General features: G+C 71.7%; 20 protein-coding genes. 12 read left to right on the top strand and 8 right to left on the bottom strand.

Annotated elements, in window-relative coordinates:
* Positions 1-65 precede the first annotated feature (65 nt).
* Positions 66-674 (bottom strand): MmpS family transport accessory protein, encoded by a 609-nt coding sequence (locus tag QRY02_RS10060; protein ID WP_285991237.1) that lies wholly within the window; start codon positions 672-674, stop codon positions 66-68.
* 167 nt (positions 675-841) lie between these two features.
* On the opposite strand from QRY02_RS10060, the gene QRY02_RS10055 reads away from it, so the two are divergent.
* Both QRY02_RS10055 and QRY02_RS10050 read left to right on the top strand, forming a co-directional pair.
* Positions 842-2,041 carry a sensor histidine kinase gene (locus QRY02_RS10055; protein ID WP_285991236.1) on the top strand — a complete coding sequence of 400 codons (1,200 nt, stop codon included), beginning with the start codon at positions 842-844 and terminating at the stop codon, positions 2,039-2,041.
* Positions 2,042-2,050: 9 nt separating this feature from the next.
* Positions 2,051-2,710: a response regulator transcription factor gene (locus QRY02_RS10050; protein WP_285991235.1), complete on the top strand. Its 660-nt coding sequence runs from the start codon at positions 2,051-2,053 to the stop codon at positions 2,708-2,710.
* Between the two features lie 7 nt (positions 2,711-2,717).
* On the opposite strand, the gene QRY02_RS10045 is transcribed toward QRY02_RS10050, so the two are convergent.
* The 3 genes from QRY02_RS10045 to QRY02_RS10035 all read right to left on the bottom strand — a co-directional run bounded on the left by QRY02_RS10045 (position 2,718) and on the right by QRY02_RS10035 (position 5,809).
* The gene (locus tag QRY02_RS10045; RefSeq protein ID WP_285991234.1) at positions 2,718-3,998 is read right to left on the bottom strand and encodes an MFS transporter; all 1,281 of its coding nucleotides are present in this window, start codon (positions 3,996-3,998) and stop codon (positions 2,718-2,720) included.
* Between the two features lie 79 nt (positions 3,999-4,077).
* A complete protein-coding gene (locus tag QRY02_RS10040; protein WP_285991233.1) occupies positions 4,078-4,584 on the bottom strand; it encodes a flavodoxin domain-containing protein in 507 nt (168 codons plus the stop codon).
* A 91-nt stretch (positions 4,585-4,675) separates the two neighbouring features.
* Complete coding sequence (locus tag QRY02_RS10035; RefSeq protein WP_285991232.1) at positions 4,676-5,809, bottom strand: nitric oxide synthase oxygenase; 1,134 nt, start codon at positions 5,807-5,809, stop codon at positions 4,676-4,678.
* A gap of 460 nt (positions 5,810-6,269) precedes the next feature.
* On the opposite strand from QRY02_RS10035, the gene QRY02_RS10030 reads away from it, so the two are divergent.
* Positions 6,270-7,295 carry a CobW family GTP-binding protein gene (locus QRY02_RS10030; protein ID WP_285991231.1) on the top strand — a complete coding sequence of 342 codons (1,026 nt, stop codon included), beginning with the start codon at positions 6,270-6,272 and terminating at the stop codon, positions 7,293-7,295.
* A 67-nt stretch (positions 7,296-7,362) separates the two neighbouring features.
* Positions 7,363-7,617, top strand: a complete 255-nt coding sequence (locus tag QRY02_RS10025; RefSeq protein ID WP_285991230.1) for a hypothetical protein — start codon at positions 7,363-7,365, stop codon at positions 7,615-7,617.
* Here the strand turns inward: QRY02_RS10025 and QRY02_RS10020 are convergent.
* Positions 7,614-8,174, bottom strand: coding sequence for a TetR/AcrR family transcriptional regulator (locus QRY02_RS10020; protein WP_285991229.1), 561 nt, complete (start codon positions 8,172-8,174; stop codon positions 7,614-7,616). The two genes, QRY02_RS10025 and QRY02_RS10020, sit on opposite strands and share 4 nt — an antisense overlap.
* 92 nt (positions 8,175-8,266) lie before the next feature.
* Here QRY02_RS10020 and QRY02_RS10015 point away from each other — a divergent pair, with 92 nt between their 5' ends.
* Positions 8,267-9,400 carry an MFS transporter gene (locus tag QRY02_RS10015; RefSeq protein WP_285991228.1) on the top strand — a complete coding sequence of 378 codons (1,134 nt, stop codon included), beginning with the start codon at positions 8,267-8,269 and terminating at the stop codon, positions 9,398-9,400.
* Here the strand turns inward: QRY02_RS10015 and ligD are convergent, their stop codons facing one another.
* Together ligD and QRY02_RS10005 are read right to left on the bottom strand one after the other, a co-directional pair.
* A complete protein-coding gene (gene ligD, locus QRY02_RS10010) occupies positions 9,401-10,405 on the bottom strand; it encodes a non-homologous end-joining DNA ligase (RefSeq protein WP_285991227.1) in 1,005 nt (334 codons plus the stop codon).
* Complete coding sequence (locus QRY02_RS10005) at positions 10,402-11,481, bottom strand: ATP-dependent DNA ligase (protein WP_285991226.1); 1,080 nt, start codon at positions 11,479-11,481, stop codon at positions 10,402-10,404. The genes ligD and QRY02_RS10005 overlap by 4 nt, the downstream gene beginning before the upstream one ends.
* 54 nt (positions 11,482-11,535) lie before the next feature.
* Here QRY02_RS10005 and QRY02_RS10000 point away from each other — a divergent pair, with 54 nt between their 5' ends.
* Both QRY02_RS10000 and QRY02_RS09995 read left to right on the top strand, forming a co-directional pair.
* On the top strand, positions 11,536-12,042 hold the full coding sequence (locus QRY02_RS10000) for a DinB family protein (RefSeq protein ID WP_285991225.1): 507 nt from the start codon (positions 11,536-11,538) through the stop codon (positions 12,040-12,042).
* Positions 12,042-12,965 (top strand): prenyltransferase/squalene oxidase repeat-containing protein, encoded by a 924-nt coding sequence (locus QRY02_RS09995; RefSeq protein WP_285991224.1) that lies wholly within the window; start codon positions 12,042-12,044, stop codon positions 12,963-12,965. The genes QRY02_RS10000 and QRY02_RS09995 overlap by 1 nt, the downstream gene beginning before the upstream one ends.
* Here the strand turns inward: QRY02_RS09995 and QRY02_RS09990 are convergent.
* A complete protein-coding gene (locus tag QRY02_RS09990; RefSeq protein WP_285991223.1) occupies positions 12,962-14,122 on the bottom strand; it encodes a DUF1015 family protein in 1,161 nt (386 codons plus the stop codon). The two genes, QRY02_RS09995 and QRY02_RS09990, sit on opposite strands and share 4 nt — an antisense overlap.
* A gap of 121 nt (positions 14,123-14,243) precedes the next feature.
* Between QRY02_RS09990 and QRY02_RS09985 the strand changes: the two genes are divergently transcribed.
* From QRY02_RS09985 to QRY02_RS09965, 5 genes are all read left to right on the top strand, one after another.
* On the top strand, positions 14,244-15,752 hold the full coding sequence (locus tag QRY02_RS09985) for an MDR family MFS transporter (RefSeq protein WP_353069526.1): 1,509 nt from the start codon (positions 14,244-14,246) through the stop codon (positions 15,750-15,752).
* Positions 15,753-16,099: 347 nt separating this feature from the next.
* Positions 16,100-16,315: a DUF397 domain-containing protein gene (locus tag QRY02_RS09980; protein ID WP_285991221.1), complete on the top strand. Its 216-nt coding sequence runs from the start codon at positions 16,100-16,102 to the stop codon at positions 16,313-16,315.
* Entirely contained in the window at positions 16,285-17,049 is a 765-nt protein-coding gene (locus QRY02_RS09975; RefSeq protein ID WP_285991220.1) for a YbaB/EbfC family nucleoid-associated protein, read from the top strand. The genes QRY02_RS09980 and QRY02_RS09975 overlap by 31 nt, the downstream gene beginning before the upstream one ends.
* Before the next feature lie 13 nt (positions 17,050-17,062).
* Entirely contained in the window at positions 17,063-17,386 is a 324-nt protein-coding gene (locus tag QRY02_RS09970) for a type VII secretion target (RefSeq protein ID WP_285991219.1), read from the top strand.
* Positions 17,383-21,699, top strand: coding sequence for a DUF6531 domain-containing protein (locus QRY02_RS09965; protein WP_285991218.1), 4,317 nt, complete (start codon positions 17,383-17,385; stop codon positions 21,697-21,699). The genes QRY02_RS09970 and QRY02_RS09965 overlap by 4 nt, the downstream gene beginning before the upstream one ends.
* The last annotated feature ends 3 nt before the right edge of the window (positions 21,700-21,702 follow it).

Here is a 21,702-nt window from a genome sequence, read left to right as displayed (position 1 = left end):
CCGAGGTGGGACCCGCCCCCTGGCCGGGTCCCACCTTCCCGCGCCGTCCGGGCCGCACGGGTCGTTCAGAAGCCGGTGCAGCCGGCGACGGCCCCGGGTCCGGCCGCGGTCGCGGTCTTCGCCTCCTTGCCGTCGACGATCACCTTGCAGGTCACGGAGCCGCCGTCGGGCCCGGCGGTCGCGGTGAACTGGGCCCCCGCGAGGAACCCGGTGGCTTCTACGGTCTTCGTCCACGGCACCGCGGCCGACGTCTCGGTGTTGACCAGGATCGTGTTCCGGTCGAAGGTGCTGTAGTCGATGTCGACGGCCTTCGCGTCCCCGCTCACCTCGTAGACGATGGTGTGGTGCTGGGTGGCCTGGTCGTTGACGTCGCTGACCGCCTTGCCGATCACCACCACCCACAGGATGCTGACGACCAGCCCGAGCAGCGACACGACGACGCCGGCGATCGAAAGGCCCTTGTTGGTGGCCTTCTTGGCGCGCACTCTGGCCACGCCCACCGCCGACAGGATCAGGCCGAGCACCGACAGGGGCCAGGCGACCACGCCGACGAGCGGGATCGGCGCGATCACCAGCCCGATCAGGCCGAGGACGAATCCGGCCGTGCCCAGGCCGTTGCGCGGCGGCGTCGCCGGCGGGGCCGGGTGCTGCTGGATCGGGGTGTAGTCGGTCATCGGGGTTCCTTTCACCACTGCTTGACGGCGAGCAGGAAACCAGCGCCGCGGGGCGTCCCGCGTCATCCGCAGGCCTCGACCCGTTACGACTAAAGTCGTCACCGGCAGCCGGGCGGACAAGCGGAAGGGCTGATGGTCCGGCGGGGGGCGCCTCGTAGGCTTTCCTCATGGGACGGTCCGTGCTTCGGGTGGTGTGCACCGTGCTCGCGGTCGCGGCAGGCGTGCTGACGAGCACCGTCAACTTCGCGCTGGAAAGCTCGCTGCCGGACGACCCGGACGCGTTGCCCACGGCGCTGGGGATGCTCGGCTGGCTCGCCGGGATCGGCGCGGCGGTCATGCTGGTCTGGCGGCACCGCTGGCCGCTGCTCGTCACCGGCATCGCGGTGGTGCCGCCGCTGCTGCTGGCCGGCGACTCGATGGCGGCGCTGATCGCCCTCGCCGCGCTCACCACCCGGTACGTGGGCTGGTGGCGGTGGAGCGCGGCGACGCTGGTGTTCGCGGCGACCGGGCTGGCGGTCTGGCGTGACGCGAGCCGGGTCGTGGAGTCGTCGCTGGCCGAGGCCTGGATGTCGACCGGCACGACCGCCGCCAAGCTCACCGGGGTGGTGCTGACGGCGGTGGTGTACACCGCGGTGCCCCTCACCCTCGGGATCGTCCGGCACAGCCTCGCCGAGACGCGCCGCCGGATCGCCGAGCAGGAGGCGCTGCGCGAGCAGATGGCCCGCAAGGAGGAGCAGGCGCGGATCGCCCGCGAGATGCACGACGTCCTCGGGCACCGGCTGTCCCTGCTTTCGTTGCAGGCGGGCGCGTTGGAGGTCACCGCCGCCACGACGCCGGACGCCGTCGCGGCGGCCAAGACCGTGCGGACCACCGCCCGGCAGTCGCTCGACGACCTGCGTCAGGTGATCGGCGTGCTGCGCGGCCCCGGCTTCGCCGACCGGGCACCCGGCGGGCCGGCGGAGGCTCCCCCGCCGACGCTGGCCGACATCCCCGACCTGGTCGCCGGCGCCCGGCAAGCGGGCCTGACCGTCAACGTGACGATCCTGCTCGACCAGGTGTCGGCGGCTCCGGTCCCGCTCGCCACCGCGGCGTACCGGATCCTCCAGGAGGCCCTGACCAACGTGCTGCGGCACGCACCGGGGGTGCCGGCGGAGGTGCTGGTGCGCGGCGGCCCGGGCGCCGGGTTGTCCCTGGAGGTCGTCAACCCGCTGCCGCCGCACCCGGTGCCATCACCCGGGTCGGGCACCGGGCTCACCGGCGTCAACGAGCGGATTTCCCTGCTGGGCGGCACCCTCACGGCGGGCCCGGTCGACGAGCGGACGTTCGCACTGCGGGCCTGGCTGCCGTGGGCGGTACCGGCGCCCTAGCATGAGCGGGTGAGCGTGCGCGTACTGCTCGTCGACGACGACCCGCTGGTCCGCACCGGACTGTCCATGATCCTGGGCAGCGCGCCCGATCTGACGGTGGTGGCCGAGGCGGGCGACGGCGACGAAGCGGTCCAGCAGGTCGCCCGGCACGCGCCGGACGTGGTCATCATGGACATCCGCATGCGCCGCATGAACGGCCTGGTCGCCACGGCGGCCGTGCTGGCCCGGCCCCGCCCGCCGAAGGTGCTGATCCTGACGACGTTCGACCTGGACGAGTACGTGTTCGAGGCATTGGCGGCCGGAGCGAGCGGCTTCCTGCTGAAGGAGGGCTCGCCCCAGGAGATCATCGAGGGCGTCCGGGTGGTGGCGAACGGCGACGCGATGTTGTCCCCACGGACGACGAAGCAGCTGATCGGCCAGTTCGTGGCGGCGCGGGCCAACCCGCGGCGGAGCCGGGCCCAGGCGAAGCTGGAACTGCTGAGCGACCGGGAGCGCCAGATCGTGACGGCGGTGGCGCAGGGCAAGCCGAACGCGGAGATCGCCGGGGAGCTGTTTCTGAGCGAGGCCACGGTGAAGACGCACATCACGCGGACGTTCGCGAAGCTGGATGTTTCGAACCGGGTGCAGTTGACGATCTTCGCTTATGAAGCGGCACTCGTGACGCCGTGAGTTCCCGTCACTTCGAACCCGCCGGCGCGGTCGCCACCGCGGACTCGCCGAACATGATGCCCTTCGCCTCCTTCCCGATCGCCGTCAGCACCGCCACCGCGATCAACCCCGGCACCACCGTCCACACCAGAGCCGACGTGTACCCGTGGGACTCCGCGATCGCCTGCTGGATCGGCAGGTTCAACGCCGCCAGCAGATTCCCCAGCTGGTACGTCACCCCGGGGTAGAAGCCGCGGATCGCGTCCGGGGACATCTCCGTCAGGTGCGCCGGGATCACTCCCCACGCTCCCTGGACCATGATCTGCATCAGGAACGACCCCAGCGCCAGCATCCCCGCGCCGTGGTCGACCGCGAAGATCGGGATCACCGGCAGCCCCAGCACCGCCGCCGCCACGATGGTGCGGCGGCGGCCCAGCTTCTCCGACAGCGTCCCGAACGTCAGGCCGCCGATGATGGCTCCGATGTTGTACAGCACCGCTATCCACGTGCTCGTCGCCGCGCTCAGGCCGGCGCCGCCGTTGTCGTGGGCCTTCAAGAAGCTCGGGTAGACGTCCTGGGTTCCGTGGCTCATCCAGTTGAACGCCGTCATCAGCAGGATCAGGTAGCCGAAGCGGCGGATCACCTTCGGGTTCAGCAGGATGTCCTTCACCGACGTCCGGGTCACCTTCAGCTTCTCGCGCGCGGTCTCCCACACCTCCGACTCGCGGACGCGCGCGCGGATCAGCAGGCTGATCAGCGCCGGGAAGATGCTCAGCACGAAGATCCAGCGCCACGGCAGCTCCAGCGCCGAATGGAACAGCAGGTACGCCAGCGCCGCCAGCAGGTAGCCGATCGAATAGCCGACCTGCAGCAGACCCGAAAAGAACCCGCGGCGCGCCACCGGGATCTTCTCCATCGCCAGCGCCGCGCCGAGGCCCCACTCGCCGCCCATGCCGATGCCGTAGACGAACCGCAGCACCAGCAGCACCGTGTAGTTCGGGGCGAACGCGCACAGCAGGCCGGCTGCCGAGTAAAGCACGACGTCGGCCATCAGCGGGATCCGGCGGCCCACCCGGTCGGCCCACAGGCCGAACAGGAGCGCGCCGACCGGGCGCATCACCAAGGTCGCCGTCGTGATGAACGCCAGCTGCGTGGCCGTCGCTCCGAACGAGGCGTCCTTCGCGATGTCCGCCAGGACGAAGACGACGAGGAAGTAGTCGAACGAGTCCATGCTCCAGCCGAGCAGCGCCGCGAGGAACGCGTTGCGCTGGTCCGAGGTAAGCGCTTTCTTGGCCGGTCGATCCGTCACGTTCGCCCCGTTCCGTCGGTTTCCCACCGGAAGACCTCAGGACGGGTGTAGCACCCACCACGCCGGGTGGGCAAGGGGATCAGTGCGCGACGCGGATGCGGACCCGGCGGCCGACGTCCCGGGCCCACGCCTTGATCCGGTCCCAGTCGCGGAAGTCGCCGGCACGCCGGCCGGACGCCAGCAGTTTGGGGATCAGGCCGTGCACGGTCGCCGGGTCCAGCCGGCCGCCGAAGGTGGCCGTGCGCTCCGCGTCGATGCGCGCGGCCAGCAGCGCCACGTTCGCCGGCAGGCTGACCTGGTGCGTGGCCGCGCCGGGGCCGCACGGTCCGCTGTGGAACAACCACACCGGACGCTCGGCGAGCGCCCGCGCGTTGCGTTCCAGCAGCCGCACGGCCTCCGGCCGCCACCGGTGGTAGTACAGGGCACTGCCGACGACGACCGCGGCGTAGTGCTCGACGCCGGCCACGTCGGCGGCGTCGCGCACGTCGACGGTCAAGCCCGCTTCACCGAGCTCGGCGGCGATGACCTCGGCGATCTGCCGGGTTCCGCCGTGACGCCCGGCGTAGGCGACGAGGACTGCGGTCATGCGCCCCATTGTCGGCCCTCGCGGACCGGACTGCCCCGCGGGCGACACACGATCCGCCGAACGGGCGCTCGCACGCTACTCTCCGCAGCCCTCACCGCGGCGGCAGGAACGCCGGTCGCTCCGTCGGGTCCGGTTCGTCGTAGTAGCGGTGGAAAACCGCGGTTTGCCCACCGGACAACGGCGGCACGATCCAGCTCCACTCGGCGGGGCACCGGCGCCCGGCCCGCTCTTCGCGTTCCAGGTGGGACAGGAACCGGTGCGATTCGGTGTGGTGGTCGGCCATCGTGACGCCGGCGGCGTCGAAGGAATGCTGCACCGCCAGCGTCAGCTCCACCAGCGCCCGGTCGCGCCACAGCGTGCGCTCGGACGCGGTGTCCAGGCCCATCAGCTCGGCGACGACCGGCAGCAGGTCGTAGCGCTGCTCGTCGGCGAGGTTCCGGGCGCCGACCTCGGTGCCGAGGTACCAGCCGTTGAACGGCGCGGCCGGGTAGGTGACGCCACCGATCTCCAGCGGCATGTTGCTGATCGCGGGCACGGCGTGCCAGCGCAGCCCCAGCCCGGCGAACCAGCGGTGGTCGGGGTGGGTCAGCGGGACCTCCAGGACGGCGTCCGGCGGCAGGGTGAACAGCCGCGGCTCGCCGGGCGCGGCCTCGATCAGCAGGGGCAGGACGTCGAAGGAGCCTCTTCGCTCCGGTGGCCGCCAGCCGAGTCTTCGCACCTGCTCGGTGAATTCGGCGTAGCGCGGGTCGCCGAGGACCGAGCCGTCTTCGAAGCGGTATCCGGCGTAGCGGATGAGCTGCTCGTTGTGGATGCGCGGGCCCGGCGCGTCCGGCGTGTCCGGCGCGAAGACGGTGATCGTCGGCCGGATCCTGCCGTCCCGGGTGGCCTGGCGGAGGTGGGCGACGCACTCGCCGGCGATCGCGGCGGGGTCGGTGGCCCGGCGCCGGTCCCGGATGCGCAGGCTGCGCCAGTACAGCCGGCCGATGCAGCGCGCCGAGTTGCGCCACGCGACGCGCGCGCCGTACGCCAGCTCGGCCGGGGTGTGCCGGTAGGTGCCGGTTTCCTGGATTTCCGCGCGAACCGCGGCCAGCCGGGTCTCGAACCGCTCACCCTCGTCCGCGGCACCTTCGGCGAACATCCGGTCCAGGAATTCCTCCGCTTCCGCGGAATTGACACTCTGCTCCTGCGAGACGCGCTGTGGGTAAAGCGGCAGTGAGGGCGTCACCCGCTCGGGCGTAACGGTCACCTCGGTTCCCCACTCTCCGAAATCGCGATCTGCAGCCCGACGAAAAAGTTCACCGTTCCTCCGAGAGTCGCCGACGACACTGCCGGCCGGAAGTCCCCACCGCCCTGGGAACCCGGTCAGGCGGGGGAGGATACCCCACGTTCCGCGAGGCGGGCTCCGCCACTCGGGAACAACGTCGCGCGATCACGGAAATACCAGCGAACACCGGTCCGTTCCGGAAAAAATGACTGCTACCAAGCGTTATTCGGACATGGCACAGCGCATTTTCCGTCAATCGATCACTCCGGGCGGCAAAATTCACGTGATCCTTTCCCGCACAGCCGCCTGCGTCTTTTCGTGGGCATTCGCCGAACGGCCTTCTCCGGTGGCGGTCACCCGTGTATGAGCGGCCCGGGCCCCGGCGTTAGAGTCGCGGTGTTCGGCAGAGGAAGGATGTTTCGTGACGACCAGGCGCATCCCCGTGGTCCTCGTCGCCGGGTTCCTCGGCGCGGGCAAGACGACGCTGCTCAACCACCTGCTCGCCAACCGCGAAGGCGCCCGGGTCGGTGTCGTGGTCAACGACTTCGGCCGGGTGAACGTCGACGCACTTGCCGTCGCGGGCCAGGTCGACACGATGGTCTCCCTCGGCAACGGCTGCCTGTGCTGCGCGGTCGACGCGAGCGGCTTGGACGCGATGCTCGCGAAGCTGTCGAGCGCCGAAGCGGGCATCGACGTCATCGTCGTCGAAGCCAGCGGCATCGCCGAACCCCGCGACCTCATCCGGTTGATGATCGCCAGCGAAAACCCGGACATCCGCTACGGCGGGCTGGCCGAGGTCGTCGACGCCGCCGAGTTCGAGGCGGCCCGCGAGCGCCACCCCGAACTGGCCGACCACCTGCGGCTGGCCGACCTCGTGGTGCTCAACAAGGCCGACCGGGTGCCCGCCGAGGCGCTCGCGAAGCTCACCTCGACCGTCGAAGAGCTGGCGCCGGGCCGCCCGCTGCTCGTCACCGAGCACGGCCGGGTCGACCCGCGGCTGTTCTTCGACCCGGAACCCCGCGGCGAGCGGGCCGGCCAGCTGTCGTTCGACGACCTGCGCGAGGACGACCACGACCACGCGCAGCACCTGCACGCCGAGTACCAGACGGTCACGTTCACCGCCGAAACGCCGCTCGCGCCGCGCGCCTTCGTCGAGTTCCTGGAGCGGCGGCCGGCCGGGCTCTACCGGATGAAGGGCCAGGCCGATTTCGGCCCCATCGGCCAGAAATCGCGCTTCCGCCTGCACACCGTCGGCGGCTTCGTGCAGCTGGAACGGTCCGCCTGGCCGCCGGGCGAGCCGCGGCGGACCGAGCTGGTGCTGATCGGCGCCGGCATCGACACCGGCGCCGTTCTCGCCGACCTGGACCGCTGCCTGGCCGAGGATCCGGACACCGTGGACGAGCGCGGCCTGCTGCACGTCCTGCGCTACCTGCCCGACGAGGCCTGACCCACCGCCACGCCGAAGAGCGGCAAATGCCCTCGGATCCCGGTCGCCCCGACGGACACTGACGGCCATGACGACCACCGCGGTGAGCGCACCACGCTGGTACCTGGTCGGCGTGCTGCCCGAAGACGTCCCCCTGGCCCACCTGATGACCCGCTCCGGCGACCTCCGCTACCGGCGCTCGGCCTGCGGGGAGCGGGAGTCCCGCAGCTGGAAGCCCGTGGACCTGACCACTTCCGAGCTCGCGCCGTGCCCGGCGTGCGTCGCGACGCTGTCCGGCGTCGGCGAGGACCGGAGCCAGCTCACCCTCGACTTGGGGGTCTAGGCGGTCAACGCCCGTGCGAGCCGCTTCGCGGTCTCGAACGGCTGCGGGCCCTCGGCGACCACCGACGTGACCGCGGCCCCCTCCAGCAGGAGCATCAGCTCGTCGGCCAGGCCGTCGGCGCGCTCCGGGTCGGCGCGCCGGAGCTGCGCCCGCAGGTAGCCGTGCAACGCGGTCTTGTGGTGGCGGACCACTTCGCGGACCGGGTCGGCGGGGTCGGGGAACTCCGAAGTCGCGTTCAGGAAGGCGCAGCCGCGGTAGCCGTCGCGCGCCAACCAGGCCTCGTAGGCGCCGAACACCGCCAGCACCCGCTCCCGCGGATCGGCGTGCGCGGCGGTGATCCGGTCGACCTCTTCCTGCCACCGCCGGTCACGCTCCCGCAGGTAGGCGACGACGAGTCCGCTCTTGGAGCCGAAGTTGCCGTAGAGGGCCGCCTTCGTCACCCCGGCTTCGGCCGCCACCGTGTCGACCCCGACGGCGTGGATGCCGTCGCGGTAGAACAGCGTCGACGCGGCCTTGAGCACCTTCGCGCCCGCATCACCGGGACGGGTCCGTGCCACCGCAGTCCTCCGAACAGATCGGTATCGGTCTTTACCTGCGGTGATCCTACCATCACTTGACACCAGACAGACCTGTCTGTTTGGTGGATGGAGTGGGGACGCAGACGAAGACGGACAGCTGGGGGGCCACGGCCGCGCTCGGGGCGGTCGTGATCGCCCTCTGCTACGGCTTCGCGCGCTACGCGTTCGGGCCGTTCGTGCCGCGGTTCAGCGAGACGTTCGGGCTCACGACGGTCGGCGTCGGCGTGCTCGGCGGCCTGTCCACCGCGGGGTACGGCCTCGGGTTGCTGCTCGCCCCGGGAACGTCCGCGCGGTCGGCGCGCGGCACCGTGCTGCTGGCCGCGGCGGCGGCGACGCTCGGGCTCGGCCTCATGGCCTTCGCGCCGCACGTCGCGGTGTTCGGCGCCGGGATCGCCGTCGCGGGGGCCGGCGCGGGCCTCGTCTCGCCGGGTGTCGCCCAGCTGATCGGCGAAACGGCCGGGGCACGCACCCGCGACCGGGCGCAGACCTGGGCCAACACCGGAACCGGTCTGGGTCTGGCCGCGTCGGCGTTCACTCCCCTGCTCGCGTTCGGCTGGCCGGTGATCTGGTCGGCGTTCGCCGCCCTCGGCGTGGCCGTGACGCTGATCGCGTGGCGGACGTTGCCGCGGTCACCCGGGCCCGCCGACGCCCCGGTGACCGGTCCCGTCGACGGCGTGGTCCCGCTCGTGGTCAACTCCGTCCTCATCGGCGTGACGAGCGCGCCGTACTGGACGTTTTCCAGCTCCCGGCTCGCCGACGCCGGGCTGAGCCCGGTGGCCGCGACCTGGTGCTGGGCCGCGATCGGCGTGGCCGGGCTGCTGGGCGGCCTGGCGGGCCGGGCCGCCGGGCGCGTGGGCCTGCGAACGGTCAACCTCGTGACGTGGACACTGGCGGCGACGGGCATCGCGCTCCTCGCGCTGCCGGACCCGGGCGTGCCCGTCGCCCTGCTTTCCGGCGCGCTGTTCGGCAGCACCTACATGGCGCTGACCGGGCTGTGCATCCTCTGGGCGGCCCGCCTGTTCCCGGCGCGGGCCGCCCGGGGCATCACGTGGTCGTTCGCCGGGCTCGGCGTCGGCCAGACCGTCGCCTCACCGCTGGCCGGCGCGGCGGCCGCGGGCCTCGGGTCCGCGGCGGTGTTCGGGCTGACCGCCCTGGTGGCGCTCACCGCGTGGAGCCAGCTCCACCGGCGCCTCGGGCCGCCCTGATCACGCCTTCTTCGCGCGGCTCGGCGCCACCCGCGGTGGCTCGTTGGGCATCTTCGGGTACACCGGCGGCCACGGCGCGTCCATCAGCCCGTCCGCCATGTCGCGTTCGGACATCGCCAGCAGCGGCTCGATCGACTGCGGCCGCTCCCCCGCGCCGGCCCACGGATCGCCGCGCTCGGCCACGCGCGCGGGCACCGTGCTCAGCGTCAGCGCGCCGGGTTCGACGGTGTCCAGCTCGTCCCAGCCGATCGGGGTGGACACCTGGCCGCCGACCCGCGGCCGCACGCACCAGGTGCCGAACACGGTCTTGTGCGGGGCGTTCTGGTTGAAGTCGACGAACACGCGCGTGCCGCGTTCTTCCTTCCACCACTGCGCGGTGATCTTCTCCGGGTGCCGGCGTTCGAGAGCCCGCGCCAGCGCGACCGCGGCCGCCCGCACCTGGAAGCCGTCCCAGCGCGGCTCGAGCATCACGTACAGGTGCAGCCCGCGCGAACCCGACGTCTTCAGGTGGCCCTCGATGCCGTGCTCGGCCAGGAACTCCCGGGTCAGCACCGCGGCTTCGCGCAGCTCGTCGAAGCCGATGCCGGGCGACGGATCGAGGTCGACGCGCAGTTCGTCGGTGACCTCGGGCGTGTCGGCGAGGTAGGGCCAGACGTGGAAGCCGAGGCAGCCGAGGTTTACCGCCCAGAGGATGTGGGCGAGGTCCTTGGCCACCAGCGCGTCACTGGTCGTGCCGTTCGGCGTCGAGACGACCGTGGTGGTCAGCCACGGCGGCGCGCCCTGGGGGACGCGCTTCTGGAACCAGTTCTTGCCGCCGGCGCCGTCCGGGTAGCGCTCCAGCAGCAGCGGACGCCCGCCGAGCCGGGCCAGCAGCGGCCCGGACACCGCCCGGTAGTACTCGACGAGGTCGAGCTTCGTCTCGCCGCGTTCCGGGAAGTAGACCTTGTCCGGGCTGCTGATCTTGACCTCGACGCCGTCGACGTCCAGCAGGACCGCCGCGCTCATCGCGCCTCCCCGAACAGCTTCGCGAGCTCGGCGGGTGGTGCCTCGTCGAGCTGGGCGTACGTGCAGGACTCCGGCGTGCGGTCAGGCCGGAAGCGGACCAGCCGCCCGCCGTGGCGGAACCGGCCGCCCTGCAGGTGCTCGTAGCGGACCTCCGCCACCCACTCCGGGCGCAGCGGCTCCCACGAGAGGTCCTTCTGCGGGGCCCACCGGCTGTTCGCGCCGGGTTGCCGCCCCGGCTCGGGCTCATATTCGGCCCAGGACCGCCACGGGTGGTTCTCGAGCGCGTTTTCGCGCAGCGGCGCCAGCTCCTCGACCAGCTCGGCCCGCCGGGCCTTGGTGAAACTGCTGGCCACCCCGACGTGGTGGAGGACGCCCTCGTCGTCGAACAGCCCGAGCAGCAGCGAGCCGACGCCGACGCCGTCCTTGTGCCAGCGGAAGCCGGTGACGACGCAGTCGGCCGTGCGCTCGTGCTTGACCTTCAGCATGACGCGCTTGTCCTGCTCGTACGGCAGGTCGCCGGGCTTGGCCATGACGCCGTCGAAGCCCGCGCCCTCGAACCGGGTGAACCAGTCCTCCGCCTGCGCCGGATCGTCGCTCAGCGGGGTCAGGTGGACGCGCTGCAGCCCTTCGGCGTTCGTGGCGAGCACGCTTTCGAGCTGCTTGCGCCGCTCGCGGAACGGCTGCTCGGTGAGGTCGTTGTCGCCCAGGGCGAGCAGGTCGAAGGCGATGAAGCTGGCCGGCGTCTCCTCGGCGAGCTTGCGCACGCGCGAAGCCGCCGGGTGCAGCCGCAGCTGCAGCACCTCGAAGTCGAGCCCGGCCGGCGTGACCAGCACGATCTCGCCGTCCACGACGCAGCGGGGCGGCAGCGCGGCGGCCAGCAGCTCCACCAGCTCCGGGAAGTAGCGGGTGAGCGGGCGGTCGTTGCGGGAGCCGAGCTCGATCTCGTCGCCGTCGCGGAACACGACGCAGCGGAAGCCGTCCCACTTGGGCTCGTACAGCAGCCCCGCGTCACGAGGCACCTCGTGCACGGCTTTCGCGAGCATCGGCCGCACGGGCGGCATCACGGGCAAGTCCACCGCGCGAGCTTAAATCACGGGTACGACACTTCCCGGCGTGATAGACACTCCCTCGTGACCACCGAACGCCCAGCACCGCCCCTGACCGGGGGCGAGCGCGAAATGCTCCGCACCTTCCTCGACTTCCACCGCGCCACCCTCGCGATGAAGTGCGACGGACTGTCCGACGAGGACCTCCGCCGGGCGTCGAGCCCGCCGTCGACGCTGTCGCTGCTCGGCCTGGTCCGGCACATGGCCGAGGTCGAGCGCACCTGGTTCCGGCGGGTGATCAACGCCGAGGACATCCCGCTGGTGTGGTCGGACGAGGGCGACTACCAGGCCGCTTACGACGCGAGTTCCTCGACGCGCTCCGAAGCCTTCGATGTGTGGCAAGCCGAGGTCGAACAGTCGCGCAAGATCGAAGAAGCGGCCGAGTCGCTGGACGTCACCGGCCACCAGCCACGCTGGGGCGAAGACGTCTCGCTGCGGCTGGTGATGCTGCACATGATCCACGAGTACGCCCGGCACAACGGCCACGCGGACTTCCTGCGCGAGGCCATCGACGGCGTCACGGGAGCCTGATGGAGCTGCTCGCCCGGCTGCGTGACACCGACCCGGCCCTGCGCTGGCAGGTGGAGCGCGACCTGGCGGGCGAGCCACCGGCGGTCTGGGAAGCGACGCGGGCGCGGATCGCGTCGGAGGGCTTCGGTGCCCGCCTGCTGGCGGCGCAGGACCCCGACGGCCGTTGGGCGGGCGGCGCGTTCTTCCCCGCCGGCCACCACGGCGACGAGGACCAGCCGTGGACGGCGACGACGTGGACGTTGAACGCCCTCCGGGAATGGGGCCTCGACGCCGCCGTCCTGCGCGGCACGGCCGAACTGCTCGACCGGCACTGCCGCTGGGAGTACGACGACCTGCCGTACTGGGGCGGTGAAGTCGACTGCTGCATCAACGCCTGGACCCTCGCCAACGGGGTGTGGCTCGGCGCGGACGTCGCCGGGATCGCCCAGTGGTTCGTCGAGCACCGGATGCCCGATGGCGGCTGGAACTGCGCGTGGGTCGAAGGATCGACGCGCTCGTCCGTCCACTCGACGCTCAACGCGCTCAAGGGCCTGCTCGCGTTCGAAACCGCGACGGGCGGGACTCCGGCGTCGCGGGCGGCACGCCTCGCGGGCGAGGAATACCTGCTGGAGCGCAGGCTCTTCCGCCGCCTGTCCACGGGTGAGCCGATCGGACCGTGGGTGACGGAGTTCGGCTACCCCTTCCGCTGGCGCTACGACGTGCTCAACGCGGCGTCCTACTTCCGCGACGCGGGCCGACCTGACGAGCGGCTGGCCGAGGCGATCGCCCTGGTCCGCGCGGCCCGGCAGGCCGACGGGACGTGGCTGCAGCAGCGGACCGATTCCGGCCGGGTGTGGTTCGCGGTGGACGTCCCGGCCGGGCAGCCGTCGAAGTGGCTGACGCTGTTCGCCACCCGGGTCCTGAACTGGTGGGACGCCCGCTAGAGCTCTGTCAGCACGAGCCCGCTGCGCGGCTTCGGCGTGAAGTACGTGGCCTTCCGCGGCATCCGGCGGCCGGCCGCGTGCACCGCGAGGACGTCGGCGTAGCTCACCGGGGCCAGCAGCACCACCGCGTCGGCGTCCGGTGGCAGCGGCCGGCCGGCCGGGAGCGGGCGGACGCACGGCCCGTCGGGATCGACGCCGAGCGCGCGGGCGAACAGGACCTGCTCGACGATCTCGTGGTCGATCACGGGCCCGGGTCCGTCCGCGGCCGGGAGCGGGATCCGCAGCACGGCCGCGCCGGCGCGCACCACGACCTCGCCGGTGACCGGCACGGCGTGCTCGTCGTAGCGGACGTCCAGGCCGGCCTCGCACCAGCGGGACACCAGGTCTTCGGGGCCGAAACCGGTGCCGGTGAGGACGCGGTGGATCGCGCCGATCTCCAGCGCCGGTCCCGCGGTGACCAGGGCGAGCAGCGCGCCGTGGCCGGCCGCCGCCGCGGCGGCCACGCGGTGGTTGCCGTCGGCGACCAGCAGGTCCGTGCCGGCGACCACGGCCAGCAGCCGGCTCTGCAGCGGCCCTTCGGGCACCACCCACAGGTCGTGCCGCCGCCCCGCCGCGTCCGAAGTGGACAGGTCGGGCAGGCCGAGGCCGGCGCAGGCCTGTTCGACCTGCTCGGTCAGCTCCGCTCCGCCGCCGGCCGGGACGAGCAGCGCCGCGCTGGTCGCGCAGCCCAGCCCGGCGAGCACCGCGGCCCGTTCGGCGACGACATCGGGGTAGACGTCCTCGGTGTGGCGGACGCGCGCGGCGCCGTCGTCGGTCACCGCCGCCGGGTCGACCAGGCAGAGCAGGCCGAGCGCCACCCCGTCCGGCCCTTCGATCCGGTAGGGCGCGACGACGTCGCGGACCGGCCGGTAGGACCGCTTGCGGAGCCGTTCCAGCACGGCGCGGGCGATGGGGACCGCGGCGGTCAGGCCGAGCCCGCGGGCCAGCGCCGCGGGCGTGCGGGCGGGGTGCTGCACGGCCAGCAGGCTGTCGGCGGCACCGGGCGCGGCCAGCGCCTCGATCACGCGCTCGGGCTCGGCGAACTCGTCGACGTCGGGGCCGGGGACCGCGTCGCGGACCACCCAGCCCCGCCCGATCGGCCGGATCCAGTCGCTCATCCTGTCCATCTTGCGCCACGGGCGCCGGGAAATTCGCTGGGGCCGGTGCCACCGGGATGGAATGCTTAGGACTGCAAAGCAGTTGACTCCGGTCATGACCGTCCCGAGGAGCACCCCGCCGATGACGACACCCGCCGCCACGAGGGGGGTCGGCTTCCGGTCCGAACGCGGCCCGGTGCTGATCGCGGTCATGCTCAGCACGGCGCTGGTCGCGCTGGACAGCACGATCATCGCGACCGCCGTCCCGTCGGTGGTGCGCGACCTCGGCGGCTTCGCGCAGTTCCCGTGGCTGTTCTCGATCTACCTGCTCACCCAGGCCGTGACGGTGCCGCTGTACGGCAAGTTCGCCGACGTCCTCGGCCGACGGCCGGTGATGTTCTTCGGGATCGCGGCGTTCCTGGTCGGCTCGGTGCTCTGCGGTGCGGCGTGGAGCATGCCGGTGCTGATCGCCGCCCGGGCGGTCCAGGGCATCGGCGCGGGGGCGATCCAGCCGATGTCGATGACGATCATCGGCGACCTGTACACGGTGGAGGAACGCGCGCGGGTGCAGGGCTACGTGGCCAGTGTCTGGGGCGTGGCTTCGGTGGTCGGCCCGACGCTCGGCGGCGTGTTCGCCGAGTACCTGGACTGGCGCTGGATCTTCTTCATCAACCTGCCGCTGGGCGCGATCGCGGCGCTGATGCTGTTCCGCGGCTTCGCCGAGCGCGTGGAACGCAAGCCGCACAAGGTCGACTACCTGGGCGCGACCCTGCTCACCATCGGCTGTTCCCTGATCATCCTCGGCCTGCTCGAAGGCGGCGTCGCGTGGGCATGGGGGTCGCTGCCGAGCGTGGGGACCTTCGTCGCGGGCGCGCTGCTGCTGGTGGCGTTCGTGCTGGCGGAGAAGCGCGCGGCCGAACCGGTGCTGCCGCTGTGGGTGTTCACCCGGCGGGTCCTGGTGGGCGGCAACCTGGTGGCGGTGGTGGTCGGCGCGGTCCTGATGGGCCTGACGTCGTACCTGCCGACGTACGCGCAGGGTGTGCTGGGCGCGGGCGCGCTGGTGGCGGGCTTCGCGGTGGCGGCGTTGACGGTGGGCTGGCCGATTTCGGCGTCCCTGGCGGGCAAGATCTACCTGCGCATCGGCTTCCGCGACACGGCGCTGATCGGCAGCGTGTTCATCATCGCCGGCGGCGTGCTGGTGGCGCTGCTGGGCGCGGGTTCGTCACTGTGGGCGGCGGCGTTCGCGGCGTTCGTCCTCGGGGTGGGCCTGGGGCTGGCGGCGAGCCCGACGTTGGTGGCGATCCAGTCGGTGGTGGGCTGGGACCGCCGCGGAGTGGTGACGGCGACCAACCTGTTCAGCCGGTCGCTGGGCAGCGCGGTGGGAGCGGCGGCGTTCGGGGCGATCGCCAACGCGACGCTGGCGTCCCGGTTCGCGAACCCGCCGGCGGGGGTGGGTCAGCTGCCGCCATCGGTCGACGCGACGAGCCTGGTGCTGGGTGGCCACGCGGACGATTCACCGGCCGCGGTGTTCGTGCGCGGCGCATTGGCGGATGCCACGCACTACGTGTTTCTGGGGTTGTTGGCGGTGGCCGTCCTGTCGGTGGGGGCGTTGTTGCTGATGCCGCGGAAGACGGAGCAGCTGGAGTTCTAGATCGCCTTTCGGCGGCGTTCTCAGTCGACCCGGAATTCGTGGTTATAGCCCACGTCGGCTTCGGATTCCCAGGCACACCAAGTCATCCATCCGCACTCCAGGCGGACTGCGACGAACGTTCATCTGCATGGAATTGTGCATGTGCAGGCGATCGGCGATGTCCCGGAAATGTCAGGGATTTGACCCGGAACCGCTCCACAACAAACCTGTGGACCATGAGCTATCCTTGTCTCGGCGGTGTCGAACCGTCACGTTCCGCAGTCAGGCTCCGAACACTTTCACGCGATGCTCCGGCCCAACGCCGCCCGGCTGGCCGGTACGCGCCTTTCGAGAACCGGGGGACGCACGTGGCCGAGCCGTTCGGGCAGCAACCCACCGAAACCGGCACCCGATGCCTGGTGTGGGTCAAGAGTTCGGCCAGCAACAGTCAAGGCACCACGAACGACTGCGTCGAAGTGGCCGCGACGTCGCACGGCATCCTGGTGCGAGACTCGAAAGACCCCGGCGTCCACCTGCCGCTCACGCACAGCACTTGGCGAGCCTTCCTGACCAGGCACCTCTAGCTGGCCTCGGTCACCTCCAGGACTCCGCCGGTCCCGCATGGAGTGGCTCGGGGAATGGGAAACCAGACATTCCGTCGATCCGGGAAAAATCGCTTGCCCTGTTCGGGGTAATTCACGCCGTCCGGGCCACGCGGCCGGAACCCGGTGGTTTGCTCGTCGCGTCGAACGACCGGAGCGAACAGGGGGCGGCGATGAGTGGTCCGTTTTCGGACGCGACGGGCGATCCGGCCGCGCAGGTGGATCGCTGGGTGGCGCAGGCGAAGGAGAAGGCGCAGCGCTACCAGGCCATGCAGGCGGCGGTCGGCCAGGTGTCGGTGACCGAGTCGGGCCGGGACGGCATGGTCACCGTGACTGTGGATTCCGCCGGGAACGTGACCGATCTGCAGATCACCGACCGGGTCCGGGAACTGTCCGGCACGCAGGTGGCCACCGCCGTGCTGACCACCTTGCGCCGCGCCCAGGCGCGGTTGCCGGACCGGCTGGCCGAAGTCATGGCGGGCACGATCGGGGATGACCAGCAGACGGTGGACACGATCGTGGGCAATTACCGGGCGAAATTCCCGGAACCGGAACCGGAGGAACCGGAACCGGCAGCGGAAAACGTGCGGCGCCTCGGCGCGATCGAGGAGAACCCGGCCGAACCGAAGTCACCGCGCCCGGTCCGCCGCCCGCCGGACGACGACGGCGGCGGCGGCGGCGAAGACTTCGGCGGATCGTTCATGGTGCGCGAGTGATCGAGGGGGCACGATGACAGGCGAGGGCTACCAGGTCCACCCGGACGAACTGGCGAAGCACGCGAAAGCCGTGGATCAGGTCTCCCGGACGCTGGGGCAGGCGCTGTCCGCGGCCGAGCAGGTGACCATGGGCGTCCAGGCCTACGGCTTGATCTGCGGTCCGCTCTTCGTGCCGATGGTGCTCGCGGTGAGCGCGCCCGGGCTGCTCGCGCTCGGCGCGGCCAAGGAGGCGATGGGCTCGGTGTCCGAGGCCGTGGACCAGGCCGCGGAGAAGTACCGGACCGCCGAGCAGGCACACGCGAAGACCCTGACCGACCTCGGCAAGGGGCTGTCGTGAGCAACCCGCTGGTCGCGCAGAAGCAGGACTCCACGACCTGGCACACCGGCATCAGCGTCGTGGACGACGCTGTCGGCGCCTACGACGGGATTTCGTCGGGGAACTGGATCGAAGGCGGGATCGCGGCCATCGGTGCCGGGATGGACCTGCTGACGATGGCGATGAACCCCGTCGGCACGCTGATCTCCTACGGGCTGAACTGGCTGATCGAGCACGTGAAGCCACTGCAGGACGCGCTGAACCACCTGGCCGGGGACGCCGACCAAATCGCCGCGTACGCGCAGACCTGGAAGAACGTCGGCGCGGCGGTGGGCAAGGCTGCTCAGGACCTGGCCGCGACGGTGCAGCAGGACACCGCGAACTGGGCGGGCGCGGCGGCGGACACCTACCGCGCCGGCATCAAGAAGAAGCTCGACCACATCACCGCGGCGGCCACCTGCGCCAACGCGATCAGCACCGTGGTCGAGATCGTCGGGGTGCTCACCGGCATGGTGCGCGGCCTGGTCCGGGACATGGTCACCCAGGCCATCGGCGACTTCATCCAGGACGCGCTGGAGGAAGTTTGCTCGCTCGGACTGGGCACGCCGGTCGTGGTGGCGCAGGTGGTCGAGCAGGTCTCGGCGTGGATGGAGAAGATCGGCGCGGCCATCAAGAAACTCATCAACTCGGTCGAGAAGCTGCGGCCGCTGATGAACAAGCTGGAAGAGATCTTCGCCGCCGTCAAGAAGATCATGGCCGAGCTGCACGGCCGTCCCGGCGAAGCCGAACCCCACCTCGACGGTGAGGGCTCCACGCACGTGTCCTCGGCCGCCGAGGAACCCCACGGCAAGCCGGGTGGGGAGGAACCGCGGACCCCCGCCGGCGAGGACACCCACCCGACCGAAGCCGGCGACGACGGCACCACCCCCTCCGGCGACCGGACGAGCGAACCGAAGGAACCCGACGCCCGCGAGAACACCGACCCGGCCAAGGACGGCCGTCCCAACGAAGAGAAGTGCACCGGCGGCGACCCGGTCGACCTCGCCACGGGCGAGATGCTGATGTCGCAGACGGACGTCGACCTGCCCGGCGTGCTTCCCCTGGTGCTGCGCCGGACCCACATCTCGACATACCGCCTCGGCCGGTCGTTCGGCCGGTCGTGGGCGTCGACAGTGGACCAGCGGATCGAGGTCGACGCCGACGGCGTCTGCTACGTCGGGGCGGACGGCGTCCGGTTGACCTATCCGCTGCCCGCGGCCGACGGCACCCCGGTGCTCCCTTCGCACGGCGCCCGCTGGCCGTTGCGCGTGACCGAGACCGGGGAGTTCACCGTCACCAGCCCGGACGACGGGCAGATCCGCCACTTCGCGGCTCCGGCGGGAACCGGGCCGGCCGCGCGCGGACTGCTCTCCGCGATCACCGACCGCAACGGCAACCGCGTCGCCGTTCTCCGGGACGCGGCCGGCACGCCGACGGCCATCGACCATTCCGGCGGCTACCACGTCGCCGTCGACTCGGTGGACGGCCGGATCACGGGCCTGCGCCTGAAGCGCGCGTCCGGCGGCGACATCGTCCTCGCCGGCTACGAGTACGACGACGCCGGCCGGCTGACCGCCGTCGCCAACTCCTCCGGCCGGGCCATGCGCTTCGAGTACGACGGCAACGCCCGAATCACGCGCTGGCTCGACCGGAACGGCCACTGGTACTCCTACCACTACGACCACGCGGGCCGGGTGGTCCGGACCGACGGCAGCGGCGGCGCGCTCGCCTGCGCCATCGAGTACGACGAGCGGAACCGGATCACCACCTACCGCAATTCGCTCGGCGCGGTGACCACGTACCACTTCGACGACGGCTGGCAGCTGGTCCGCGAAGTCGATCCGCTCGGCGCGACCACCCGGTACCGACGCGACGCCTACGGCCGGGTCACCGCGGAAACCGATCCGCTGGGCCGCACCACGCGGTACGAGTACGGCCGGACCGGGGAGCCCACGCTCGTCGTCCACCCGGACGGCACGAGCACCACCAGGATCGAGGACGAACTCGGCTCGACCGTCGCGATCATCGACCCCGACGGCGCGCGCTGGAGTTACCGGCGCGACGAACGCGGCAACGTCGTCGAGGAAACCGATCCGGCCGGCGCTGTCACCCGCTACGAATACGACGACCGCGGTCACCGCCGCAGCGAAACCGACGCGCTGGGCAACGTGCACCGGGTCGAGACGGACGCCCTCGGCCTGCCCACCGCGGTGGTCAACCCGCTCGGCCACGCGACGCGGCTCCGCCGGGACGAGCTCGGCCGGATCACCGAAGAGACCGGCCCGCTCGGCAACACGACCAGGACGACCTGGACGGTGGAGGGCAAGCCGCTGACCAGGACGCGTCCGGACGGGACGGTCGAACGGTGGCGGCACGACCCGGAAGGCAACTTCGCCGAGTACTCCGTCGGCGGCCGTCCGCTGCTGTCGATCGCCACGACCCATTTCGCCCTGCCCGTGGCCCAGGTCAACGCCGACGGCAGCCGCGTCGAGTTCGGCTACGACACGGAACTGAACCTGACCACGGTCACCAACGCGCAGGGTCTGGTGTGGCGGTACGAGTACGACGCGGCCGGCTTCCTGGTGCGCGAAACCGACTTCAACGGCCGCGTGACCAGCTACCAACGGGACGCGGCCGGCCGGCTCGTCAGCCGGACCAACGGCGCCGGGGAGACCACCACCTACCACCGCGACCTGGCCGGCCGCGTGGTTTCGACGCAGTCCCCGGCGGACACGATGAGCTTCTCCTACGACGCCGCCGGACGGCTCGTCTCCGCGTCGAGCCGCGACTCGGCCATCACGCTGACGCGGGACGCGCTCGGCCGGGTGGTGGCCGAGAGCGTGAACGGCCGGACGGTCACGTCGGAATACGACCTGCTCGGCCGGCGCATCCGGCGGCGGACGCCGGGCGGCACGGTGTCGGCGTGGGAGTTCGACGCCGCCGGCTCGGCGGTCACCCTGCACAGCGGCAGCCGGACGCTGGCGTTCGGCTACGACGCCGCGGGCCGGGAGACCGCGCGGACGAGCCCGGCCGGGCTGCGCCTCGCCCAGGCCTGGAGCCCGAACGATCAGCTGCTCAGCCAGACCGTGCTGGGCGGGGGCGGGAAAGAACCGGTGCAGCACCGCACTTTCCGCTACCGCCCGGACGGCAACCTCACCGCCGTCACCGACCGGCTCGCCGGGCCCCGCCGGTTCGATCTCGACGCGTCCGGCCGGATCGAGCAGGTGCACGGCCGGCGGTGGTCCGAGCACTACCGGTACGACGTGGCCGGCAACCTGGCCGGCGCGGCGCGGCAGGGCGAGGCACCGGACCCGCCGTGGCGCTACACCGGAACCCTGCTGCACGAGGCGGGCGCCCTCCGGTACGAGTACGACCCCCAGGGCCGGGTCGTCCGCAAGCACCACGGCACCGACGTCTGGCAGTACTCCTGGAACGCCGCCGACCAGCTGGTCGGCCTGAGCACCCCGGACGGCAGCGAATGGCGTTACCGCTACGACGCGCTCGGCCGGCGGATCGCGAAGGAGCGGCACGCCCGCGGCCAGGTCGTGGAGCGGGTCGACTTCGTCTGGGACGAGACGACGCTGGCCGAGCAGCTCACCCACCGGCGATCGGTGACCTGGGACTACGACCCCGCGTCCCACCGGCCGCTCGTCCAGGTGGAGCGCACGGAAGACGACCAGCGGAGCACCGACGAGAAGTTCTACGCGATCGTCACCGACCTGGTCGGCACCCCGACCGAACTGCTGGACGAGCACGGGAACGTGGCATGGTTCTCCCAGACCACGGTGTGGGGACGGCCGGTCGCCCACGGTGGCGGCGCGTCGACCCCGCTGCGGTTCCCCGGCCAGTACGCCGATCCGGAATCCGGGCTCAGCTACAACTACTTCCGGTACTACGACCCGGAATCCGCCCGGTACCTCAGTGCCGACCCGATCGGCCTGGCCGGCGGGTACGCGCCGCACAGCTACGTGCCGAACCCGTTCGTGTGGCTCGACCCGCTCGGGCTTTCCCTGCTCGACGTCATCAAGAACGGCGTCCGGATCGTCGTCCACGAGTACGACGACGACTGGCCCGCGCACGCCCACGTCTTCAACGGCAGGCGGAACATCCGGATCGGCCCGAACGGCCATCCGATGGAAGACGAGCCGGAGCTCAGCAGCGTGGAGCGGCAGGTGGTAGAAAACTTCAAGAACGAGATCCGGAAGGCCGTCCGGAGGCTCGGCCGGCGCAACCAGGCGCAGGAGCGCGAGCAGAAGGCGCAGCGCGAAGCGAAGGCCAAACCCTGTGACACGTGAACC

The sequence above is a fragment of the Amycolatopsis sp. DG1A-15b genome (genome assembly GCF_030285645.1).
Taxonomy (GTDB): domain Bacteria; phylum Actinomycetota; class Actinomycetes; order Mycobacteriales; family Pseudonocardiaceae; genus Amycolatopsis.
This window is presented reverse-complemented; position numbering and strand designations above follow the sequence as displayed.